The sequence below is a fragment of the Frankia sp. CeCAU1 genome, assembly GCF_977971845.1.
In genome coordinates this window covers 12,025-29,175 of the sequence record NZ_CDWWXA010000009.1, presented here as the reverse complement: position 1 = coordinate 29,175, position 17,151 = coordinate 12,025, and the positions used below count along the sequence as shown (strand labels likewise).

General features: G+C 70.3%; 14 protein-coding genes. 8 read left to right on the top strand and 6 right to left on the bottom strand.

Translation table 11 applies throughout. The annotated features are described in order from the left end of the window. The first annotated feature begins 100 nt into the window (after positions 1-100). Positions 101-787 (top strand): YdcF family protein, encoded by a 687-nt coding sequence (locus AC08OO_RS03305; protein WP_476608986.1) that lies wholly within the window; start codon positions 101-103, stop codon positions 785-787. 237 nt (positions 788-1,024) lie between these two features. After that, entirely contained in the window at positions 1,025-2,899 is a 1,875-nt protein-coding gene (locus AC08OO_RS03300) for a transketolase (RefSeq protein WP_476608968.1), read from the top strand. Between the two features lie 103 nt (positions 2,900-3,002). Here the strand turns inward: AC08OO_RS03300 and AC08OO_RS03295 are convergent, their stop codons facing one another. Beyond that, the gene (locus tag AC08OO_RS03295; protein WP_011435723.1) at positions 3,003-3,542 is read right to left on the bottom strand and encodes a PH domain-containing protein; all 540 of its coding nucleotides are present in this window, start codon (positions 3,540-3,542) and stop codon (positions 3,003-3,005) included. 40 nt (positions 3,543-3,582) lie between these two features. Then, entirely contained in the window at positions 3,583-3,738 is a 156-nt protein-coding gene (locus AC08OO_RS03290) for a hypothetical protein (protein WP_011435724.1), read from the bottom strand. Between the two features lie 95 nt (positions 3,739-3,833). On the opposite strand from AC08OO_RS03290, the gene AC08OO_RS03285 reads away from it, so the two are divergent. The 3 genes from AC08OO_RS03285 (at position 3,834) to AC08OO_RS03275 (ending at position 8,657) form a co-directional block, all read left to right on the top strand. Further along, the gene (locus tag AC08OO_RS03285; protein WP_476608969.1) at positions 3,834-5,096 is read left to right on the top strand and encodes a deoxyguanosinetriphosphate triphosphohydrolase; all 1,263 of its coding nucleotides are present in this window, start codon (positions 3,834-3,836) and stop codon (positions 5,094-5,096) included. A gap of 452 nt (positions 5,097-5,548) precedes the next feature. Further along, positions 5,549-7,438: a DNA primase gene (gene dnaG / locus AC08OO_RS03280; protein WP_476608970.1), complete on the top strand. Its 1,890-nt coding sequence runs from the start codon at positions 5,549-5,551 to the stop codon at positions 7,436-7,438. Between the two features lie 40 nt (positions 7,439-7,478). Continuing rightward, positions 7,479-8,657: an RNA polymerase sigma factor gene (locus AC08OO_RS03275; RefSeq protein ID WP_476606117.1), complete on the top strand. Its 1,179-nt coding sequence runs from the start codon at positions 7,479-7,481 to the stop codon at positions 8,655-8,657. A gap of 92 nt (positions 8,658-8,749) precedes the next feature. Here AC08OO_RS03275 and AC08OO_RS03270 read toward each other — a convergent pair whose 3' ends face one another. After that, a complete protein-coding gene (locus tag AC08OO_RS03270) occupies positions 8,750-9,958 on the bottom strand; it encodes a glycosyltransferase family 4 protein (protein WP_476608971.1) in 1,209 nt (402 codons plus the stop codon). Positions 9,959-10,078: 120 nt separating this feature from the next. Here AC08OO_RS03270 and AC08OO_RS03265 point away from each other — a divergent pair, with 120 nt between their 5' ends. Further along, positions 10,079-10,828, top strand: coding sequence for a class I SAM-dependent methyltransferase (locus AC08OO_RS03265; RefSeq protein ID WP_476608972.1), 750 nt, complete (start codon positions 10,079-10,081; stop codon positions 10,826-10,828). Here the strand turns inward: AC08OO_RS03265 and AC08OO_RS03260 are convergent. Beyond that, the gene (locus AC08OO_RS03260) at positions 10,807-11,685 is read right to left on the bottom strand and encodes a glycosyltransferase family 2 protein (RefSeq protein WP_476606114.1); all 879 of its coding nucleotides are present in this window, start codon (positions 11,683-11,685) and stop codon (positions 10,807-10,809) included. The genes AC08OO_RS03265 and AC08OO_RS03260 overlap by 22 nt on opposite strands. 334 nt (positions 11,686-12,019) lie before the next feature. Between AC08OO_RS03260 and AC08OO_RS03255 the strand changes: the two genes are divergently transcribed. Together AC08OO_RS03255 and AC08OO_RS03250 are read left to right on the top strand one after the other, a co-directional pair. Further along, positions 12,020-12,175: a sortase domain-containing protein gene (locus AC08OO_RS03255; protein ID WP_476608973.1), complete on the top strand. Its 156-nt coding sequence runs from the start codon at positions 12,020-12,022 to the stop codon at positions 12,173-12,175. A gap of 606 nt (positions 12,176-12,781) precedes the next feature. Next, positions 12,782-14,596 (top strand): putative bifunctional diguanylate cyclase/phosphodiesterase, encoded by a 1,815-nt coding sequence (locus AC08OO_RS03250; RefSeq protein ID WP_476608974.1) that lies wholly within the window; start codon positions 12,782-12,784, stop codon positions 14,594-14,596. Between the two features lie 140 nt (positions 14,597-14,736). Here AC08OO_RS03250 and AC08OO_RS03245 read toward each other — a convergent pair whose 3' ends face one another. Next, on the bottom strand, positions 14,737-16,359 hold the full coding sequence (locus AC08OO_RS03245; RefSeq protein WP_476608975.1) for a Gfo/Idh/MocA family oxidoreductase: 1,623 nt from the start codon (positions 16,357-16,359) through the stop codon (positions 14,737-14,739). Then, on the bottom strand, positions 16,356-17,138 hold the full coding sequence (locus AC08OO_RS03240; protein WP_476608976.1) for an arsenate reductase/protein-tyrosine-phosphatase family protein: 783 nt from the start codon (positions 17,136-17,138) through the stop codon (positions 16,356-16,358). The genes AC08OO_RS03245 and AC08OO_RS03240 overlap by 4 nt, the downstream gene beginning before the upstream one ends. Positions 17,139-17,151: the final 13 nt, after the last annotated feature.

The window sequence follows — 17,151 nt, the reverse complement described above, 5'->3', positions numbered from 1 at the left end:
CCTTTCCGGGCCGGGATCCCGATCGGGGCTGGGCGGATGAAGGGGGCAGTTGCCCTGTGATGTCGGTCGTGTGCCCATAGGGACGCTACTGTTCGTTCGTGTGGGCCTGTCCCGTCCTCGTCTCATCGTCAACCCGTTTCGCGTGACCTGGTACCGCGTGCCATGGTGGCGTTGGATGATGCGGGCGGTGGCGGCTGTCCTCCTCGGCATCATGGTTCTCGCCGTGGTGACGTTTCTGCAGGTCTGGGGGGTGGGCAGGGAGGATCACCGGCCCCGGTCCGACGTCCTCGTGGTGCTCGGTGCTTCGCAGTACGACGGGCGTCCCTCGGCGGTCCTCGCCGCCCGTCTCGACCACGTGCTGGAGCTCTACCGGGAGGGAATCGCCCCTCAGGTGATCACAGTCGGTGGGAAGCAGCCGGGCGACCGTTACACCGAGGGCGAGGCCAGCGCGACCTATCTGCGGCAGCGGGGTATCCCCCCGGATCGGGTGCTCGTCCTACCCGAGGGTTCGAACACGCTCGGATCGCTGACCGCCGTAGCCGGGTTGATGAACTCGCGGCACTGGCACACCGCCGTGCTGGTCACCGATCCCTGGCACAGCCTGCGTTCTCGGACGATGGCCCGTGACCTCGGTGTTGACGCCGTCACCTCCCCGGCCGACCGGGGGCCGGCCGTCCACGGCTTCGGCACGCAGGTCCGGTACATCATCCGCGAGGGGATCGGTTACCGGTGGTACCAGCTCTTCCGCCAGGCATCACCACCTTCGGCGACCACCCGGGCCGTCTGACACCGGGTCGACGCTCGTCGGCAGCAGCGGATACGAACCCGTGACGCCTCTGACATACCAAGGCCCACTTCGGCTCTCTTTGCCGTCGGCCGCCGCTGATACGGTTCGGATCGCCGGGTGAGGGGGTAGTGCGACACGTGGTAGTGAGGCAAAGCGGCGGAGTCGGCTGCCCGCGGCGCGAGAGAACCCTCCGGAGATTACCTTCCGGGTGTGGAACGACACTGTAAGGAGACTGGTGTGGCAACTCCCGTATCCGAGAGCACGGTCGGGACGGCCGACCTGGAGACGGTTCGGGAACTCGCGCAGCAACTGCGGGTCGACTCGGTGCGCAGCAGCACCTCGGCGGGTTCCGGGCATCCCACCTCGTCGATGTCGGCCGCGGACGTGCTGGCGGTTCTCGTCGCGCGCCACCTTCGGTACGACTGGGACAACCCGGCGGACCCGGCGAACGATCATCTGATCTTTTCGAAGGGGCACGCATCCCCGCTGATCTACTCCATCTTCAAGGCGGTCGGGGTCGTCGGTGACGACGAGTTGATCAATGGCTACCGCCGTTTCGGTGAGCGGCTTCAGGGCCACCCGACGCCTGTCCTGCCGTGGGTCGACGTCGCGACCGGGTCGCTCGGGCAGGGCCTGCCCGACGGCGTGGGCGTCGCGCTCGCCGGTAAGTACCTGGACAAGGTGCCCTACCGGGTCTGGGTGATCTGCGGTGACAGCGAGATGGCGGAGGGCTCGGTCTGGGAGGCACTGGACAAGGCCTCCTACTACAACCTCTCCAACCTCATCGCGATCGTCGACGTCAACCGGCTCGGCCAGCGCGGCCCGACCGAGCTCGGCTGGGACCTCGACACCTACGCCAGGCGGGTGGAGTCCTTCGGCGCTCGCGCGGTCGTCGTTGACGGCCACGACATCGCCGCGATCGACGCGGTGCTCGCCGACGCCGAGGACGTCACCCGGCCGACCGTCATCCTCGCCCGCACCCGCAAGGGCGAGGGCTTCTCCGAGACCGCGGACGTCGAGGGCTGGCACGGCAAGCCGTTCCCCGCCGACATGGCCGACCGCGCCATCGCCGAGCTCGGCGGCCTGCGCGACCTGCGGGTTCGCGGTCCGGTGCCGCCCGCGGGCCTCCCCCGACCGGCGCCGGTCGAGCGGCCCGTCATCACACTGCCCACCTACGATCTCGGCGCCAAGGTGGCGACTCGGCGCGCCTACGGCCAGGCGCTCGCCGCGCTCGGAGCCCGCACCGACGTGGTGGCGCTCGACGCGGAGGTCAGCAACTCGACCTACTCCGAGGACTTCGCCAAGATCTACCCGGACCGCTTCTTCGAGATCTTCATCGCCGAGCAGCAGCTCGTCGCGGCGGCGGTCGGGCTGTCGGTGCGTGGCTACGTGCCTTTCGCCTCCACGTTCGCGGCGTTCTTCTCCCGGGCCTACGACTTCATCCGGATGGCGGCGATCTCCCAGGCCGACATCCGGCTGTCCGGCAGCCACGCGGGAGTCGAGATCGGCGCCGACGGGCCGTCGCAGATGGCGCTCGAGGACCTCGCCATGATGCGGGCGGTCGGCGGCTCGACGGTGCTCTACCCGAGCGACGCGACGTCCGCCGCGAAGCTCGTCGAGACGATGGCGAATCTGCCCGGGGTCAGCTACCTGCGCACCACCCGTGGCGCCTACCCCGTGCTCTATGGCCCGGACGAGCCGTTTGCCCCCGGTGGTTCCAAGGTGCTCCGCCGATCGAATGCCGACACCGTCACGCTCATCGGTGCCGGTGTCACCCTGCACGAGTCGCTGGCCGCGGCGGACACACTCGTGGCCGAGGGGACCGCGGCCCGCGTGATCGACCTGTATTCCGTGAAGCCGGTCGACGCGGCGACGCTCGCCGACGCCGCCCAGGCCACCGGCGGGCGCATCGTCGTCACCGAGGATCACTACCCAGAGGGTGGACTGGCCAGCGCGGTGCTGGAAGCGCTCAGCGACGGCGGCGTGCCGCTGTCGGTCCGTCATCTCGCGGTGCGGTCGCTGCCGGGTTCCGGGACGTCTCAGGAGCTCCTGGACGCGGCCGGCATCTCCGCGAGGCACATCGTCGAGGCCGCCCGCGACCTGCTGCGCTGACCCGTCCAGGGCCGGCGGCCGAGAAGGCACGGGGCTGGGACATCCGGTGGGACCGGGGGATCTCCCCCGGTCCCACCGGATGTCCCTCAGTCCGGGCCGTCCCTCAGTCGTCTCCGGCTGGGGCGGGTGCTCCACCGAAGGTCATGTCGACCAGGGTGAGGTAGAGCCGGTCTGGACGCGGCAGGAACTGGATCTTGGAAAGTGCCTGGTCCTGGCCGGCGGACTCCACGACGAACTCGCCGTACCCGAGCAACCGGCCAAGCGGATCCCGGTTGTACGTGAGATCTGTGATCTTGGAAAGTGGCATCGTCTGGACCTTGCGGAAAAAGATCCCGGACACCTTCAGGAGCCGTTTGTCGGTGATCATAAGGTGCTCGAACTGCCAGTCGGCGACCCTCCACAGCATCCTCAAGATCATGAAGAGGGCGAAGTACCACAGCAGCGTGGTGATGATGCCGGCGTCGACGTCCTGTGAGGCGAACAGGATGTTCGCCACGAGCGCGAGCAGCACGGCCCCGACAGTCTGCAGGAAGATGGGCAGCAGGACCGCCCAGTGCAACCGCACCATCATCACCAGGCGCTCCTGGGATGCGAGGTACTTGGTGTCGCGCTGAGCCAGGTCCGGAAGCTGGAGTCTCACCACGCCGGCAGTGTCCCAGACATCAAGAGTGGCCGGGTAGCCATTACAGAGCGGTATCGGTTACGAACTGGGACACCCCGTTACCGACGGACTGCAGCCAGTCGAAGGCGCGGCCGACGATACTGGCCGCGCTGTTGGGCGCGGTCACCACGAAGAAGATGAGGAACGCGATCGCCCCATACCTAATGATCTTGTCCACGGCAGGCCTCCGGGCCGATTCGGGGAAGGGTGCGCACAAAGTATCGCCGCTGAGCTCGATGGAGGTCGCGGAATCGCGCCGATACTCTCAAACTCGTGGTCAGTGAGTGGTATGACACCTCGGACACGGCCCGTCGGGTCGTGGAACGCCCGAAGGCCACACCGGCTCAGCGCCGTCCCTTCGCCCGGGACCGAGCCCGGGTGCTGCACTCCAGCGCGCTGCGCAGGCTGGCGGGAAAAACCCAGGTCGTGGGCCCGCTCGACGACGACTTCCCGCGTACCCGGCTGACCCACTCCCTGGAGACCGCCCAGGTGGGCCGGGAGCTCGCCGAGGAACTGGGCGCGGACCCCGACCTGGTCGAGGCGGCGTGCCTCGCGCATGATCTGGGTCATCCCCCTTTCGGGCATAACGGCGAGCTGGCGCTTGACGAGGCCGCAGCCGCCTGCGGTGGCTTCGAGGGCAACGCCCAGAGCCTGCGCGAGCTGACCAGGCTCGAAGTCAAGATCGTCGACTGTGACGGTCGCAGCGCGGGCCTGAACCTTACCCGGGCGACCCTGGACGCGGCGACGAAGTACCCGTGGCCGCGCAGCCCTGGGCCCCGGGCGGACAGCGCGAAGTTCGGCGCCTACGCCGACGACCTGTCCGTGCTCCGCTGGGTCCGGGAGGGCGCACCGGCCGCCCGGCGCTGTGTCGAGACGCAGATCATGGACTGGGCGGACGACGTGGCCTATTCGGTGCACGACCTTGAGGACGGGGTCGTTGCCGGACACATCGATCTGGCCGCCCTCGACGATTCCGGCCGCCGGGCGGAGCTCGCCGCCGCGACCGCCGTCCGCTACCCGGGGCCGTCCGCCGAGGCAGTGGCGGCAGCCCTGGGCACCCTGCGGTCCCAGCCCTGGTGGGTCCGCTCCGAGATCACCTCGGCCCGGGGCCAGGCCGCCCTGCGGGCGATGACCAGCGAGCTCATCGCCCGGTTCGCGCACAGCGCGGTCCGTGCCACCCGGGCGTGCCATCCCGACGGTCCGCTGTGGCGCTATGGCGCGGATCTGGTGGTGGATCCGGACACCGTGGCCGAGTGCGCGGCGCTCAAGGGGGTCACCGCCTGGTATGTGCTGGAGCGGCCGGGTGCCCGCGCCCGGCAGTCCCGGCAGCGGGAGGTGGTCGCGGAGCTCGTGGCGATGCTCTCCCGGGGCGCGCCGGACGTGCTCGAGCCGTCGTTGCGCGCGGCCTACCGCATGGCCGCTGACGATGCGGCACGGCTACGGGTCGTCATCGACCAGGTGGCGCGTCTGACCGACGCCAGCGCCGAGCGGCGGTATGCGCTGCTGTGTGGACGACCGGCGCCGCGGGTCCTGTGAGCCACGAGCCCGGTGTGCGGGGGACGCCGGTGTGCGGGGGACCCGGTGCGTGGTGGGTCCGGTGGGTTTCCACCGCTGGCCCGATGTCCCGACGGTGTTTCGGGTGTTCCCCCGTTCGGGGGGACACTCGCTCCCTCGGTTGGGGGAGCGAGCCGGCGCGCGCTCCGCGGCCCGACATCGCAGCTCGGCATGCACGTCACGGCCCCTGTCCCCAACATTCACGTGGCATGATCGGTACTGTCGTGCTTACGACACGTACCATCGCAGCGGTAGGACCGATGTGAGGGGCGCCGCGTCACTCGTCGACAGGCCGGGTAGGCCGGCGGGTGGTGGTCCTGGCATCGATCCGGCGGGAATGGACGTGGCAAACATATTGACGGGCGCTCTGCCCCGGGCGAGCTACCTCTCGTTCGGGTACCCGCAGAGTCTCGACGCGGACTTGGGAGGGACGGGTGGGGGGACGAATCCGTGACGCCGACGTCGCCCTGGTCCGGGAGCGCTCGCCGATTGCGGACGTCGTGGCCGAGCACGTACAACTGCGTCCGGCGGGGCGTAACGAGCTCGTCGGGCTGTGCCCGTTCCATGACGAGAAGTCACCCTCCTTCTACGTCAATGCGGCAACCGGCCTGTTCCACTGTTTCGGATGCCAGCAGGGTGGCGACGTCTACTCCTTCGTGCGGGAGATCGACGGGCTGACCTTCCGGGAGGCGGCGGAGCGCCTGGCGCGCCGGGCCGGGGTGGCGCTGACCTACGAGGGCGGTGGGACCACCGACCGTACGGTGTCCAGCCAGCGGCAGCGGCTGCTGGAGGCGCACCGGGTGGCCGCCGAGTTCTACGCCGAGCAGCTAGAGTCGCAGGCCTCCGCGCGCGCAGGCTGGGACTTCCTCGCTGCGCGGGGATTCGATCCCACCGCGGCGGCGCGCTTCGAGGTCGGCTACGCCCCGACCGGCTGGGACACCCTCACCCGGCATCTGCTCGCCCGGCGCTTCACCGGGGAGGAGCTGGTGCTCGGGGGGCTGGCCAAACAGGGCGCCCGCGGGGGCCTGATCGACCGTTTCCATCATCGGCTGATGTGGCCGATCAGGGATCTCGCCGGTGAGGTGGTCGGCTTCGGTGGGCGGCGCCTCGCCGAGGACGGCGCCCCGAACGCCGGGCCGAAGTACCTCAACACGCCGGACACGCCGTTGTTCAAGAAGGCGAACCTGCTCTACGGCGCCGACCTCGCCCGTCGTGACATCGCCCGCCGCTACCAGGTCGTGGTGGTCGAAGGCTATACCGACGTCATGGCCTGCCATCTCGCCGGGGTCACCACGGCCGTGGCGACCTGTGGCACCGCCTTCGGCTCCGAGCACGTCGCGGTGGTCCGCCGGCTGCTCATGGACTCCGACGAGCGTCGCGGTGAAGTGATTTTCACGTTCGACGGCGACGCGGCCGGGCAGAAGGCGGCGCTACGCGCCTTCGAGCACGAGGAGCGCTTCGCCACCCAGACCTTCGTGGCGGTGGAGCCCTCCGGCCGCGACCCCTGCGAGCTGTGGATGAGCGGCGGCGACGGCGCCGTGCGGGATCTGGTGGCCAGCCGGGTGCCGCTGGTCGAGTTCGCGATCCGCGGGGTGCTCGACCGCTACGACCTCAACACCACCGAGGGCCGGCTCGCCGCCTTGGACGCCGCCGCGCCGCTGGTCAACCGGCTCAAGGACGCCGCGTTGCGGCACCGGTACGCGGTGAACCTGGACCGCTGGCTGGGTTTCCTCGACGAGCGGTTCGTGGTGGGCCGGGTGGCCGAGCACCGGTCGAGGCAGGGGAGCGAGCGGGCTGGTGCCCGTTCCGCGCCGATGCGTCGGCGCGGGGCGGGGGCCGATGACGCGGCGGTCATCGTGGAGCGTGAGGCGCTCAAGCTGGCCGTTCAGTATCCCGGGCTGGCGGGCTCGATGTTCGACACGCTGGCTCCGGAGATGTTCACTGTTCCCGCGCACCGTGCCGTCCGTGACCTCATCGCCGAGGCCGGTGGGGTGTGCGCGGGGCTGGCGCGGTCCGGTGAGGTCACCACCTGGGTGACCGAGCTGACCGCGGCGGCTTCGGAGGAGGAGCTGCGACGCTTCGTCACTGCCCTTGCAGTGGAGAGGGTGCTGTGCGACCACGATGTGGATGATCGTTATGTCGACGAACAGATGTCGCGGGTACAGGAGTTGCATGTGACCCGTCGGATCACGGACCTGAAGTCGCGTGTGCAGCGGCTCAACGGGGTGACCGACGCCGAGGCCCTTCGTCGTGCATTCGGCGAGCTGATCGCTTTGGAGCAGCACAAGCATCAACTCCGGGAGCGGGGCGTAGGTGCCGCGTAACCTGGGTCGATCCCGAGAAGGAAGTGACGAGATTCCGCCCATGAGTCCTACCGTCCTACCCCGCGAAGCCCAGGTGGACGAGGTCAAGGACCTCATCACCCGGGGCAAGGAGATCGGGTTCCTCACCACCGAGGATGTCACGGTCGCCATCCAGGCCGCGGAGCTGCCCCCGGAGCAGGCCGAGACGGTGCTGCAGGTGCTGAACGACGAGGGCATCGAGGTACTCGAGGCGGGAGGTGAGAGCCCCGACGAGGAGGATCTGCTGGCCCGCCGTCGCCGCGAGGAGGAGGAGCTCGCCCTCAAGGCGCCGACCTCCGACCCGGTGCGCATGTACCTCAAGGAGATCGGCAAGGTCCCCCTGCTCACCGCCGAGGAGGAGGTTGATCTCGCCAAGCGGATCGAGGCGGGGCTGTTCGCATCCGAGAAGCTGGCGGTGGCCACCAAGAAAACTTCCCCGCAGATGCGGCGGGACCTCGAGGCCATCGAACGCGACGGGCAGATCGCCAAGCGCAAGCTGGTCGAGGCGAACCTGCGTCTCGTCGTCTCGATCGCCAAGCGGTACGTCGGGCGCGGCATGCTGTTCCTGGACCTCATCCAGGAGGGCAACCTCGGCCTGATCCGGGCGGTCGAGAAGTTCGACTACACCAAGGGCTACAAGTTCTCGACCTACGCCACCTGGTGGATCCGGCAGGCGATCACGCGGGCCATCGCCGACCAGGCACGCACCATCCGCATCCCGGTGCACATGGTCGAGACCATCAACAAGCTGATCCGCATCCAGCGGCAGCTCCTGCAGGACCTCGGCCGGGAGCCGAGTCCGGAGGAGATCGCCAAGGAGATGGATCTCACCCCGGACAAGGTGCGTGAGATCCTCAAGGTCTCACAGGAGCCGGTGTCGCTGGAGACCCCCATCGGTGAGGAGGAGGACTCCCACCTCGGCGACTTCATCGAGGACTGCGACGCCGTCGTCCCGGTCGACGCGGCCAGCTTCATCCTGCTTCAGGAGCAGCTCGACTCGGTCCTGCACACCCTGTCCGACCGGGAGAAGAAGGTCATCCAGCTGCGCTTCGGGCTCACTGACGGGCACCCGCGTACGTTGGAGGAGGTCGGGCGCGAGTTCGGGGTCACCCGGGAGCGCATCCGCCAGATCGAGTCGAAGACGCTGTCCAAGCTTCGGCATCCCTCCCGGTCGCAGAAGCTGCGCGACTACCTGGAGTAGGAGCGACCGGCAACCATTTCCGGCTGTTGGCTGCCGATGGCGTTATGGTTGTCTCTGGTCGGTATTTGATATTCGTAATCCGGATCCGGGAGTCACGCCGATCCGGTGGGAGCATCGGCCCGTGGCGCCCCCCGCCGAGTTCCGGTGCCCGTGGGCTGGACCGGGATGTCCCGGCCCTCGCTGGTCGGTAGCCGTCCGGTCAGGGCGGTGAAAACCGTGCGGAGGTAGTCGTCGGGCCGAGTGGCGGCCTCGGCCCACTCCGCGGCGCGCCGGCCGACGCGGGCCAGTCGCGCTCGGTCGGCGAGCATGCCGTGCAGGACGTCCGCCAGCGCCTGCGCCGACTCGTCCATCGGCGTCTGCCCGGTCACGCCGTCCTGGTAGGCGTCGTGGCTACCGCCTGAGGCGGGTCCGACCACCGCGCACCCGGCGAGCTGCGCCTCGAGCAGCACGATGCCGTAGCCCTCGCCGCTGATCCGTGGCCCGCGCGAGCGGGTGCGGGTGCACAGCGCGAACAGGTCGGCGGTGGCGTAGAGGCGTGCCAACGCGTCGTCGGTCGGGGACTCGTGCAGCTCGGTGTCGGGGTGCGCGGACACCAGCTCATGCAGGGCCCCGGGTGCCGGGCCCTGCCCGGCGAACACCAGCCGGACCGGGCCGAGGGTGGCCCGGACGGACTCCACGGCCTCCAGCAGGACCCCCGCACCCTTGCCCACCCAGTCACTGAGCCGGAACACGCTCAGCATGGTCGGTACGGGGGACAACGGCCGGCGGCGGTTCGCCTCGGCCAGCAGGGTCGCCCGCCACGTCGGTGAGATGCCCGGCCGGAGGATGGGCGCCAGACCCAGCGTCGACAGCGCGCCGGCGCTGTAGGAACTGATCGTGACCGGGCGCAGGAGCGGGTCGGCGCGCAGGATCGCGCGGTCGGTGCGGCGCATGCCCCAGATGTCGGTGCCGTAGAGCAGCACCGGGCCGAGACGGGCCCGGGACAGTCGGACGGCCGCCGCCGCGACAGGGATGAGGTTGGCGTGCCCGGCGACCACGCTGTCGGCCTGGCCGAAGCGGCGCGCCGCGGCGAGCGCGCGCGATGTGAAGCGCGCCCTGATCGCCGGGGTCAGCTCGACGCCTGGCTCCAGCATGTCGACCCGCAGGAGATCGGCCCCACCGGCCCGCAGTGTCTCTTCGATCGTCGAGAGATAACGCTCGATCCCGCCACCGAGGCCGCGGGAACTGCTCAGCAGCAGAACCCGGGCGGGTCGATCGGTGAGGGAGGCGGTCGGGGCGGTGGATCGACGCGAGATCTGCACGGAGAGCGATTTTAATGTCTCTCCAGGTGCTAGTCCTGTGTTGCGAAGCGTGTCATAGTAACGTTTCGAGTTCTCTTGACTGCCTGTAGCTTCTCCGATGATGGCGACAAGGGGTCGTGTATGGAAGCCGATCTGCGGTACCGCAACGGTGGTAACCCGTCTCTCCTCGATCTGATCGACATACCGGCGGGTAAGGCGCTGGATTGTGGGTGCGGAGCCGGGGACAACGCGCGGCTGCTGCGGGCCCGGGGCTGGCGGGTGACGGGGGTGACGATTGATCCGTCCGAGCGGGCCGCCGCCACGGCCGAGTGCGACCACGTCGAACTCGCCGATCTGAACGCCGGGCTGCCCTTCGTCCCCGACGGAAGTCACCAGCTCGTGCTGCTTTCCCACATCCTCGAGCACCTGGCGGATCCGGTGCCGTTGCTCGTAGAGGCCCGGCGGGCGCTGGCACCCGGCGGCCGGGTCCTGGTGGCGCTGCCGAACGTGCTGCACTACCGGCAGCGCGCACTGTTCCTGCGGGGTCGGTTTGAGTACACCGAGACCGGTCTCATGGACGCTACCCACCTGCGGTTCTACACCGTCGACTCGGCCCGGCGGCTGTTGGAGGACAACGGACTGCGCATCGTCGCCACCGCCACCACCGGTGGTCTGCCGTGGTGGCGCACCCGTGAGCTGCTCCCCGGGGACCTGGTGCGGCGGTGGGATCGCCGCGTGCTGGACCGGTGGCCGAACATGTTCGCCTGGCAGGCGCTGTTCCTCGCGGCGCCACAGGTGACGTGCCGGATCGGCGCGTCCGGCGTTGCCGTGGTGCGGCAACGGTCCGCGCCGTCTGGTGACCAGCCCGACTACGGCCAGCTTGTCCAGTGAGCGGCGCGCGGCTCGTCGTCACGTGCCTCTCCCGGCGGGGGGAGCATCGAGAGACCGTCCAGCAGGCCGTGGAGGACGAGGGCCGAGGTCCGGGTGCCGTGCCCGAGGAGCATGTCCAGCGCGACGGCGCGGGGTAGCACGACGACCGCCGTCGCCAGAGCGATCAAGGCGGCCCGGGTCCGCCATCCGCGGACCCGGGCGAACCAGAGCCGGTTGCGCACCCCGTAGTAGGCGTCGCCATGCCGGGGGACGGTCGTGCTCCCGACGCGCTGTGCACGGTGCGGACTGACCACGACGCTCCATCCGGCGTCCCGGACGCGGTAACAGAAGTCGACATCCTCGAACCCGAGGTAGTAACGGCCGTCCAGGGGGATCCGCCGCAGGCAGTCCGCCTTGACGAACATGATCGTGCCTGCGACCCAGTCGGCAGCCAGGGGGCGGTCGCCGGGGGGACGCCGGGCCTTCGGCGCCGCCAGGACCGGGCTTAGCCGCGCCGGGCCCGAGCGCCGACCGTCGTTGTCGACCAGGGTGGGCGCGACCACGCCGATGTTCGTCCCGGCCAGCAGATCCAGGCAGGCGCGCAGCGCCAGGTCCGGGATCCTGACGTGGTTGCCGATCAGGAGATAGGCCTGCGCGGCGGGGTAGCCGTGGCTGGCGAGCCGGAAGCCTCCGCCGAGACCGAGGTCGCGGGGCGGCAGGATCCAGGCGACCGAGGCCGGCAGGTGGTCGGGTCGGTCCGACCGGTCGTTCGCGACCACCGCCACCTGGGCGATGACGGGGCTGCCATCGAGCCGTCTCGCAAGCTCCACGGTCGGCCGGTGCGGACCCCAGTGGACAATCACCGCCACGGTCTTCATCGGACCCCCTGCGTCGCTCGGGTAGAGCATCCGGTCCGGCGGGCGACGAGCCTCCACGGCTCGGAATGAGTATCGAGGGTAACAGAAGTGCCTCTGCATGTAACGGTGAGTGAGGCGTGGGGTGCTGGTGTGACCCGCCGGCGTGGTCCCCGCGCCCATCCGGCCTGCCGGTCCGGTGGACTCCCGGCGGCACGCGCCGGCGAGGGGCCGGCGATACTGCGTGCTCCATGATTCGGTGTGTCCCACGATTCGGTCCAAACCATTCGCCGGCCATTGTGGAAGGTGTCCCCGCCACCGTCCTGCGCCGGGTCCCGGACATATTCCGGGGACCGCCATGCCCGGTGAGCTGGGGAATGTCATGGTTGCCGGACATCGGACCGCATATAGAAAACTGTTTAGTCGTCTCGATGAGCTGAAGGTTGGGATCCCTTCCCCGTCGAGGTGCGAGACCGTTACCACGCGTATCGCGTCACCGAATCTGAGGTGGTAGCGCCGACTCGGTTCGACGCCACCTGTCCGATGCCCGGGGAACCCGCTGAGGTGCCGGGCAGGGAGCTGATTACTGTACGATCTCCGCCCCTGGTGGGGATATCCCGGAATGGACACGGTGTGGTCCCGGGCGGCAACGGTTTGGATTTCGCCGGTGCCCTTCACGGTGATTAGTGTTCCCCGGCGGTTGGCCAACGACGGTGTCGGCGGCCACGGACCGGGCCGATGCCGGTGGAAAGTCGGGCATCGGATACCCTGCGAACTGGCGCACGTTACGCTCGGATAGCGCGGGGATAAACCAGACGCGTGATGCCGGCGGCGGTGACGTCGTGGGCGGCCAACCTCGACCGGCTGCGGCGGCTCGCCCAGGGGCGCAGCTCACTCAAGGACATTGCGGGATCGGCTTCGGGGGAATTCGATGAATGGGCGGGATCGGATACGGCGTGGCTCGACGATCCGGCACGGCGGTGCGGGCCGCCCGTCGGGTAGCCGCCGGTGGTTGCGCCACGAGGTCGAGGCGGGGACGGCTGCCCCCGGGAGCACGCGGACCGGCGATGTCGGTCCGCGTGCTCGTCCAGGTCATGGATGCGCTGCGGGTGGAGCGACGATGGTCCGGTCAGTTTTGTTCCGGTCGGTGTTGCCCCGGTCGATGCTGGTCCGGCCGGTCCCGGGGGTCGCCGCCCTGATGGGGGGTGCGCTGGGTCTGCTTCTGGGACTGCTCTGTCTCATCGGCGGATGGGGCGGGCCCGCGCCGTCGCCGGTCGCGTTGTCGTGCGTGGTGCTCGCGGCCGCGGCGTTGTCGATCGCGGTGGCGATCCTCGCCGCGGCGGTCTGGCCGGGTCCGAACGGTCCGGCCGACGCGAACGGTCTGGCCGGTTCAGCCGGCCCGGACATCCAGCCGTGGGATCCCCGGGGAGGCGTGGGCCGTGCGTGGCCGCGGCGCGGCGTGGTGGATGAGCTGACCGGGCTGCCGGGCCGACGGTACTTCCTCGACGTCGCCAGCCGTTGTCTCACGGGTGGTGAGCACCGGGCGCGTGGCGCGACGTCCGTGTCGGTGCTGCTCATCGATCTCGATCGGATGCGTGATGTCAACGGGGCGCTCGGGCATGAGCATGGGGACCGCCTGCTTGCCACGGTGGGTTGCCGGCTGCGCGGAGCGCTGTCCGGATCGGATCTGCTCGCCCGGGTGGACGGCAACGCGTTCGCCGTGCTGTTGCGCGGCGCCGACGTGGCCCGGGCCGAACAGGTCGCTCGGCGGTTGCGGGAGGTGCTGGAACTGCCCGTTCCACTCGCGGGAACTCCGGTGCGGCCCGAGGCGAGCGTGGGGATAGCCCATGCCCCCGAGCACGGCCGTGGCGCGCTGGAGCTCTTTCGTCACGCGGAGGAGGCGATGTACCTGGCGAAGGGGGGCCGCCACGGGCAGACCGTCTACGCCCGCGACCATCCACCGATCAACCGTGCCCGCCTGCTGCTGCGGGCCGAGGTGCGCCATGCGCTGGACTCCGGCCAGATTGAACTGAGTTACCAGCCCAAGGCGGATCTGCGCAGCGGTCGGATCAGCGGTGTGGAGGCCCTCGTCCGCTGGCGCCATCCGGTCGACGGCGTGCGGCAGCCCGACGCCTTCCTGGCGGAGATCGAACGTGCCGGGTTGATGCCGAAGCTCACCGTGCAGGTCCTCGACCAGGCCCTGGCCGACTGCGCGCGCTGGCACGGCCGGGGTGCCCCGCTCGCGGTGTCGGTGAACGTCCCCGCGTCGGTCATCGTCGACCGCGCCTTCGTCGGCGTGGTGCGGGCCGCGCTCGCCCGGCACCGGCTCCCGCCCTCGGCGCTTGTCATCGAGGTCACCGAGGACTCCCTCATCGTGGCGCGGGAGCTGGCGCAGGGAACCCTGGCGGGGCTGCGCCGGTTCGGTGTGCGGGTCAGCCTGGACGACTACGGCACCGGGTTCTGTTCGCTGTCGTACCTGCGCGAACTCCCGGCCGACGAGGTGAAGCTGGACCGGACCTTCCTGCGTGACCTCGACCGCGATCCGGCCGCGGCCGAGATCGTGCGGTCCACGGTCTCCCTGGCACATGCGCTGCGGTTACGGATTGTCGCGGAGGGGGTCGAAACGCAGCGTTCCTGGACCTCTCTCGCCGCCTGGCAGTGTGACGAGGTCCAGGGGTACTTTGTGTCACGTCCGATGGCGGGGGAACGAGTCGTCGGTTGGTTGCGGGAATGGGGCAGCAGGCTTGCCGTCCATCCCGGGACCGCGCCGCGCGCCGTGGCGGGACCGGTCGACACCTGCGCGGCACAGTCCCCGATCTCCCCAATCGTGGCACCGGCGGTCGAGGCCGTCGCGCCCACGCGGCCGTCAGCGGCGGGACCGGCAACCCGGCGGGCGGTCGGGTGCCGGGTGCCGGCCGACCTTGCGGCGTCCTGATGGCGGGCGATGGCGTGGCGGTCGCACCGGGCCCGTGAGGGCGGTCCGATTCGGGGGTCCGGGCGCCGTCGGCGCCAGGACCCCGCTGTCCCCGCTGTCCCCGCTGTCCCCGATGTCCGTGATGTCCGTGATTCCGGTGATCAGGGTTCGGGCCCATCCCGGCAGGCTGCGGCGTCCAGCCGTAGCGTGAGCGCGGCGACGGCGGCGATCTGCCGTGCGTCCTCGCCCGGGGCGCCGGCCACGATGCCCGCGCAGATGTCGCGGTACATGGCCGGGTAGCTGTCGAGCCGGTTGACTCGCCGCCGCCGCAGGATGTGGGACCCGGCCTCCGCGGTGTACTGCGAACCGTCGACGATGGTGGCCGTCACGCCGTTCGCGCGCAGCTGGGACTGTTCCCGCAGACCGTGCCGGCTGCCCCCGGCACTGGTCAGCACGAGCGAGAGGACCGCGTCGTTCTCCAGCTCGACGTACACCGTGAAGGTGTCCGTGCGGGAGCGGGCCACCGTGCTCCGGCGGACCGGCGCGAAGTCGTTGAGCCAGAGGAAGTGGTCGATCCAGTGGCAGCCGTTACTGACCAGCCGGGTGCGTGAGGACGGCCAGCGGTACCAGTGCCGGCGGGGAAGCGGTTCCTCGTACACCACGGCACTGTAGATCAGCGGCTCGTTGCCGTCGGCCAGGCGCAGGTCGGAGCGCAGCCAGGCGTTCATCGGGCTGTGGCGTCGCTGGAAGCAGGCGAACAGGCGCCCGCCGGCGTGAAGGAGTTTCACCAGCCGGTCGAGATCCTCCTCCGTGGTGACAACGGGCTTCTCGACGACGGCGACCGAGCCGAGCCGCAGCGCATCCCGGGCCAGCGGCGCGTGCGTGTGGTGGTAGCCCGCGATGAGGACGACGTCGGCCCGCTCCCCGTCCCGGAGCAGCGCCGCGGTGTCCCAGGAACATCGGTCCGGTCGCCGGGTGCCCAGCTGGACGGGGTCGATCTCATGCACACCGACGAGGTCGAGGTGATCACGGACGTGCGGGACGATCTGCGTCTTGGCATAGTGTCCCAACCCGAACAGGACAGCGGTGGGTCGTCCGGACGCGGATGGCGGGCCATAGCGCCGGGTGCTCTCCGTGATCGGGCTGACCCCGGCGAGTGGACGATCCCCGGGGCGGGCCCCGGTCCACTCGGTTGCGAGCCAGGCGGCGAGACGGTCGACGGCGCCGGGGCCCACCGGTGCTCCCGACATCGGGGACCAGCCGATGAGCGTGTCGTCCACGGCCGGGAACGCGGTCGCCGGCCGGGCCCGGTAGACGACCGCGGATCGCGGTGGTGGCGGATCGGGGCTGACGAAGCCGAGTGGGTCGGCGGGAGCGCCGGTGGGGCCGCCCGGCCCCACCGGGCGGACGAGGTCCTGATGCAGGACGACGCGTTCCATGCACGCCGGGTGGCAGGGGGCGACGAAGGCGACGGTCGTTCCCGTCGGCGAAGCCGCCCCGCCGACGGGTGGGACCGCCTCGATCAGGGTGCCCAGGCCCACGCCGAAGTAACGCTGGTTGCGGTCGCGTTCCCGCAGCCGGCTGGCCGTTTTGCGGGCGACCGCGCGGATGCCGAACTCGCGGGTGTAGGCGGCGAGGGCCCGGCCGCTGCCCGCCCTGACGAAGAACTGACCGTCCACGGGGAACAGCGTCACCCAGATGTCCGGGCGGATCCGGCAGTGGCCGGGCAGGGGGGTCTCGTCGAGGAAGCCGGCCAGCCACCGGTTCCCGATCAGGATGTTCATCCCGGTGCCGGGGTCCGGTCGACCGGGACATCCGCGAGGCCTGCGGGGTCTGCGGGGTCCGTAGGCGTGGCCGCCAGTCGTTCGTGACACGCCTCCGCCAGCAGGGCCATCGGCCGTGACAGCGTCTCTTCGATCATTCGCGCGCAGTTCTCGAACGCGTCCCGACCGCCGTCGAGGGGGTCGGCCAGGTCGTCGAGGGCAGCCGGTAGCACGTGGCCGGCGGCCCGGATCCGCCGGGCCGTGGCGGCGAGATACTCCCCGGCCACCCGTGTCCCGCCCGGGGGGATGTCGGCGGGGCGGACTTCGGAGGTCAACCGTCCGAACTCGCGCAGGGTGAAGGTACGGCGCATGGCCCGTGGCACAAGGCCCACCACCGTCGAGCGGTGTGCGCGGGTCGCGCACAGCACCAGATCGCTGGCCTGGACCAGGTCCGGTGTCAGCAACCTTGCCCGGAAGCCGGACGGGTCGAGCCCCCGCGATGTCAGGATTGCCGCGGCCTGGGGGTACATCGCCTCACCTGCCCGGGCGCATACTCCCGCGCTGCTCACCAGAAGGTCCCCGGCGGGGCTGGGTGGATGCCGTCCCTCGGATGAGGGCTCGTTACCCCCGGTCCCACCGGATGCCCGCGCGCCGGCCGCGCCGAGGCTGATCTGGTCCAGCGCGGCGCTGAACCGGGCGGCGGCGAGATGCTCGGCCAGGGGCGAGCGGCAGACGTTTCCGGTACACACCATCAGTACTGCCCACGGTCGTCGCCGCACTGCCATCCCTTCCTCCGCCATCCCTTTCCTCCTC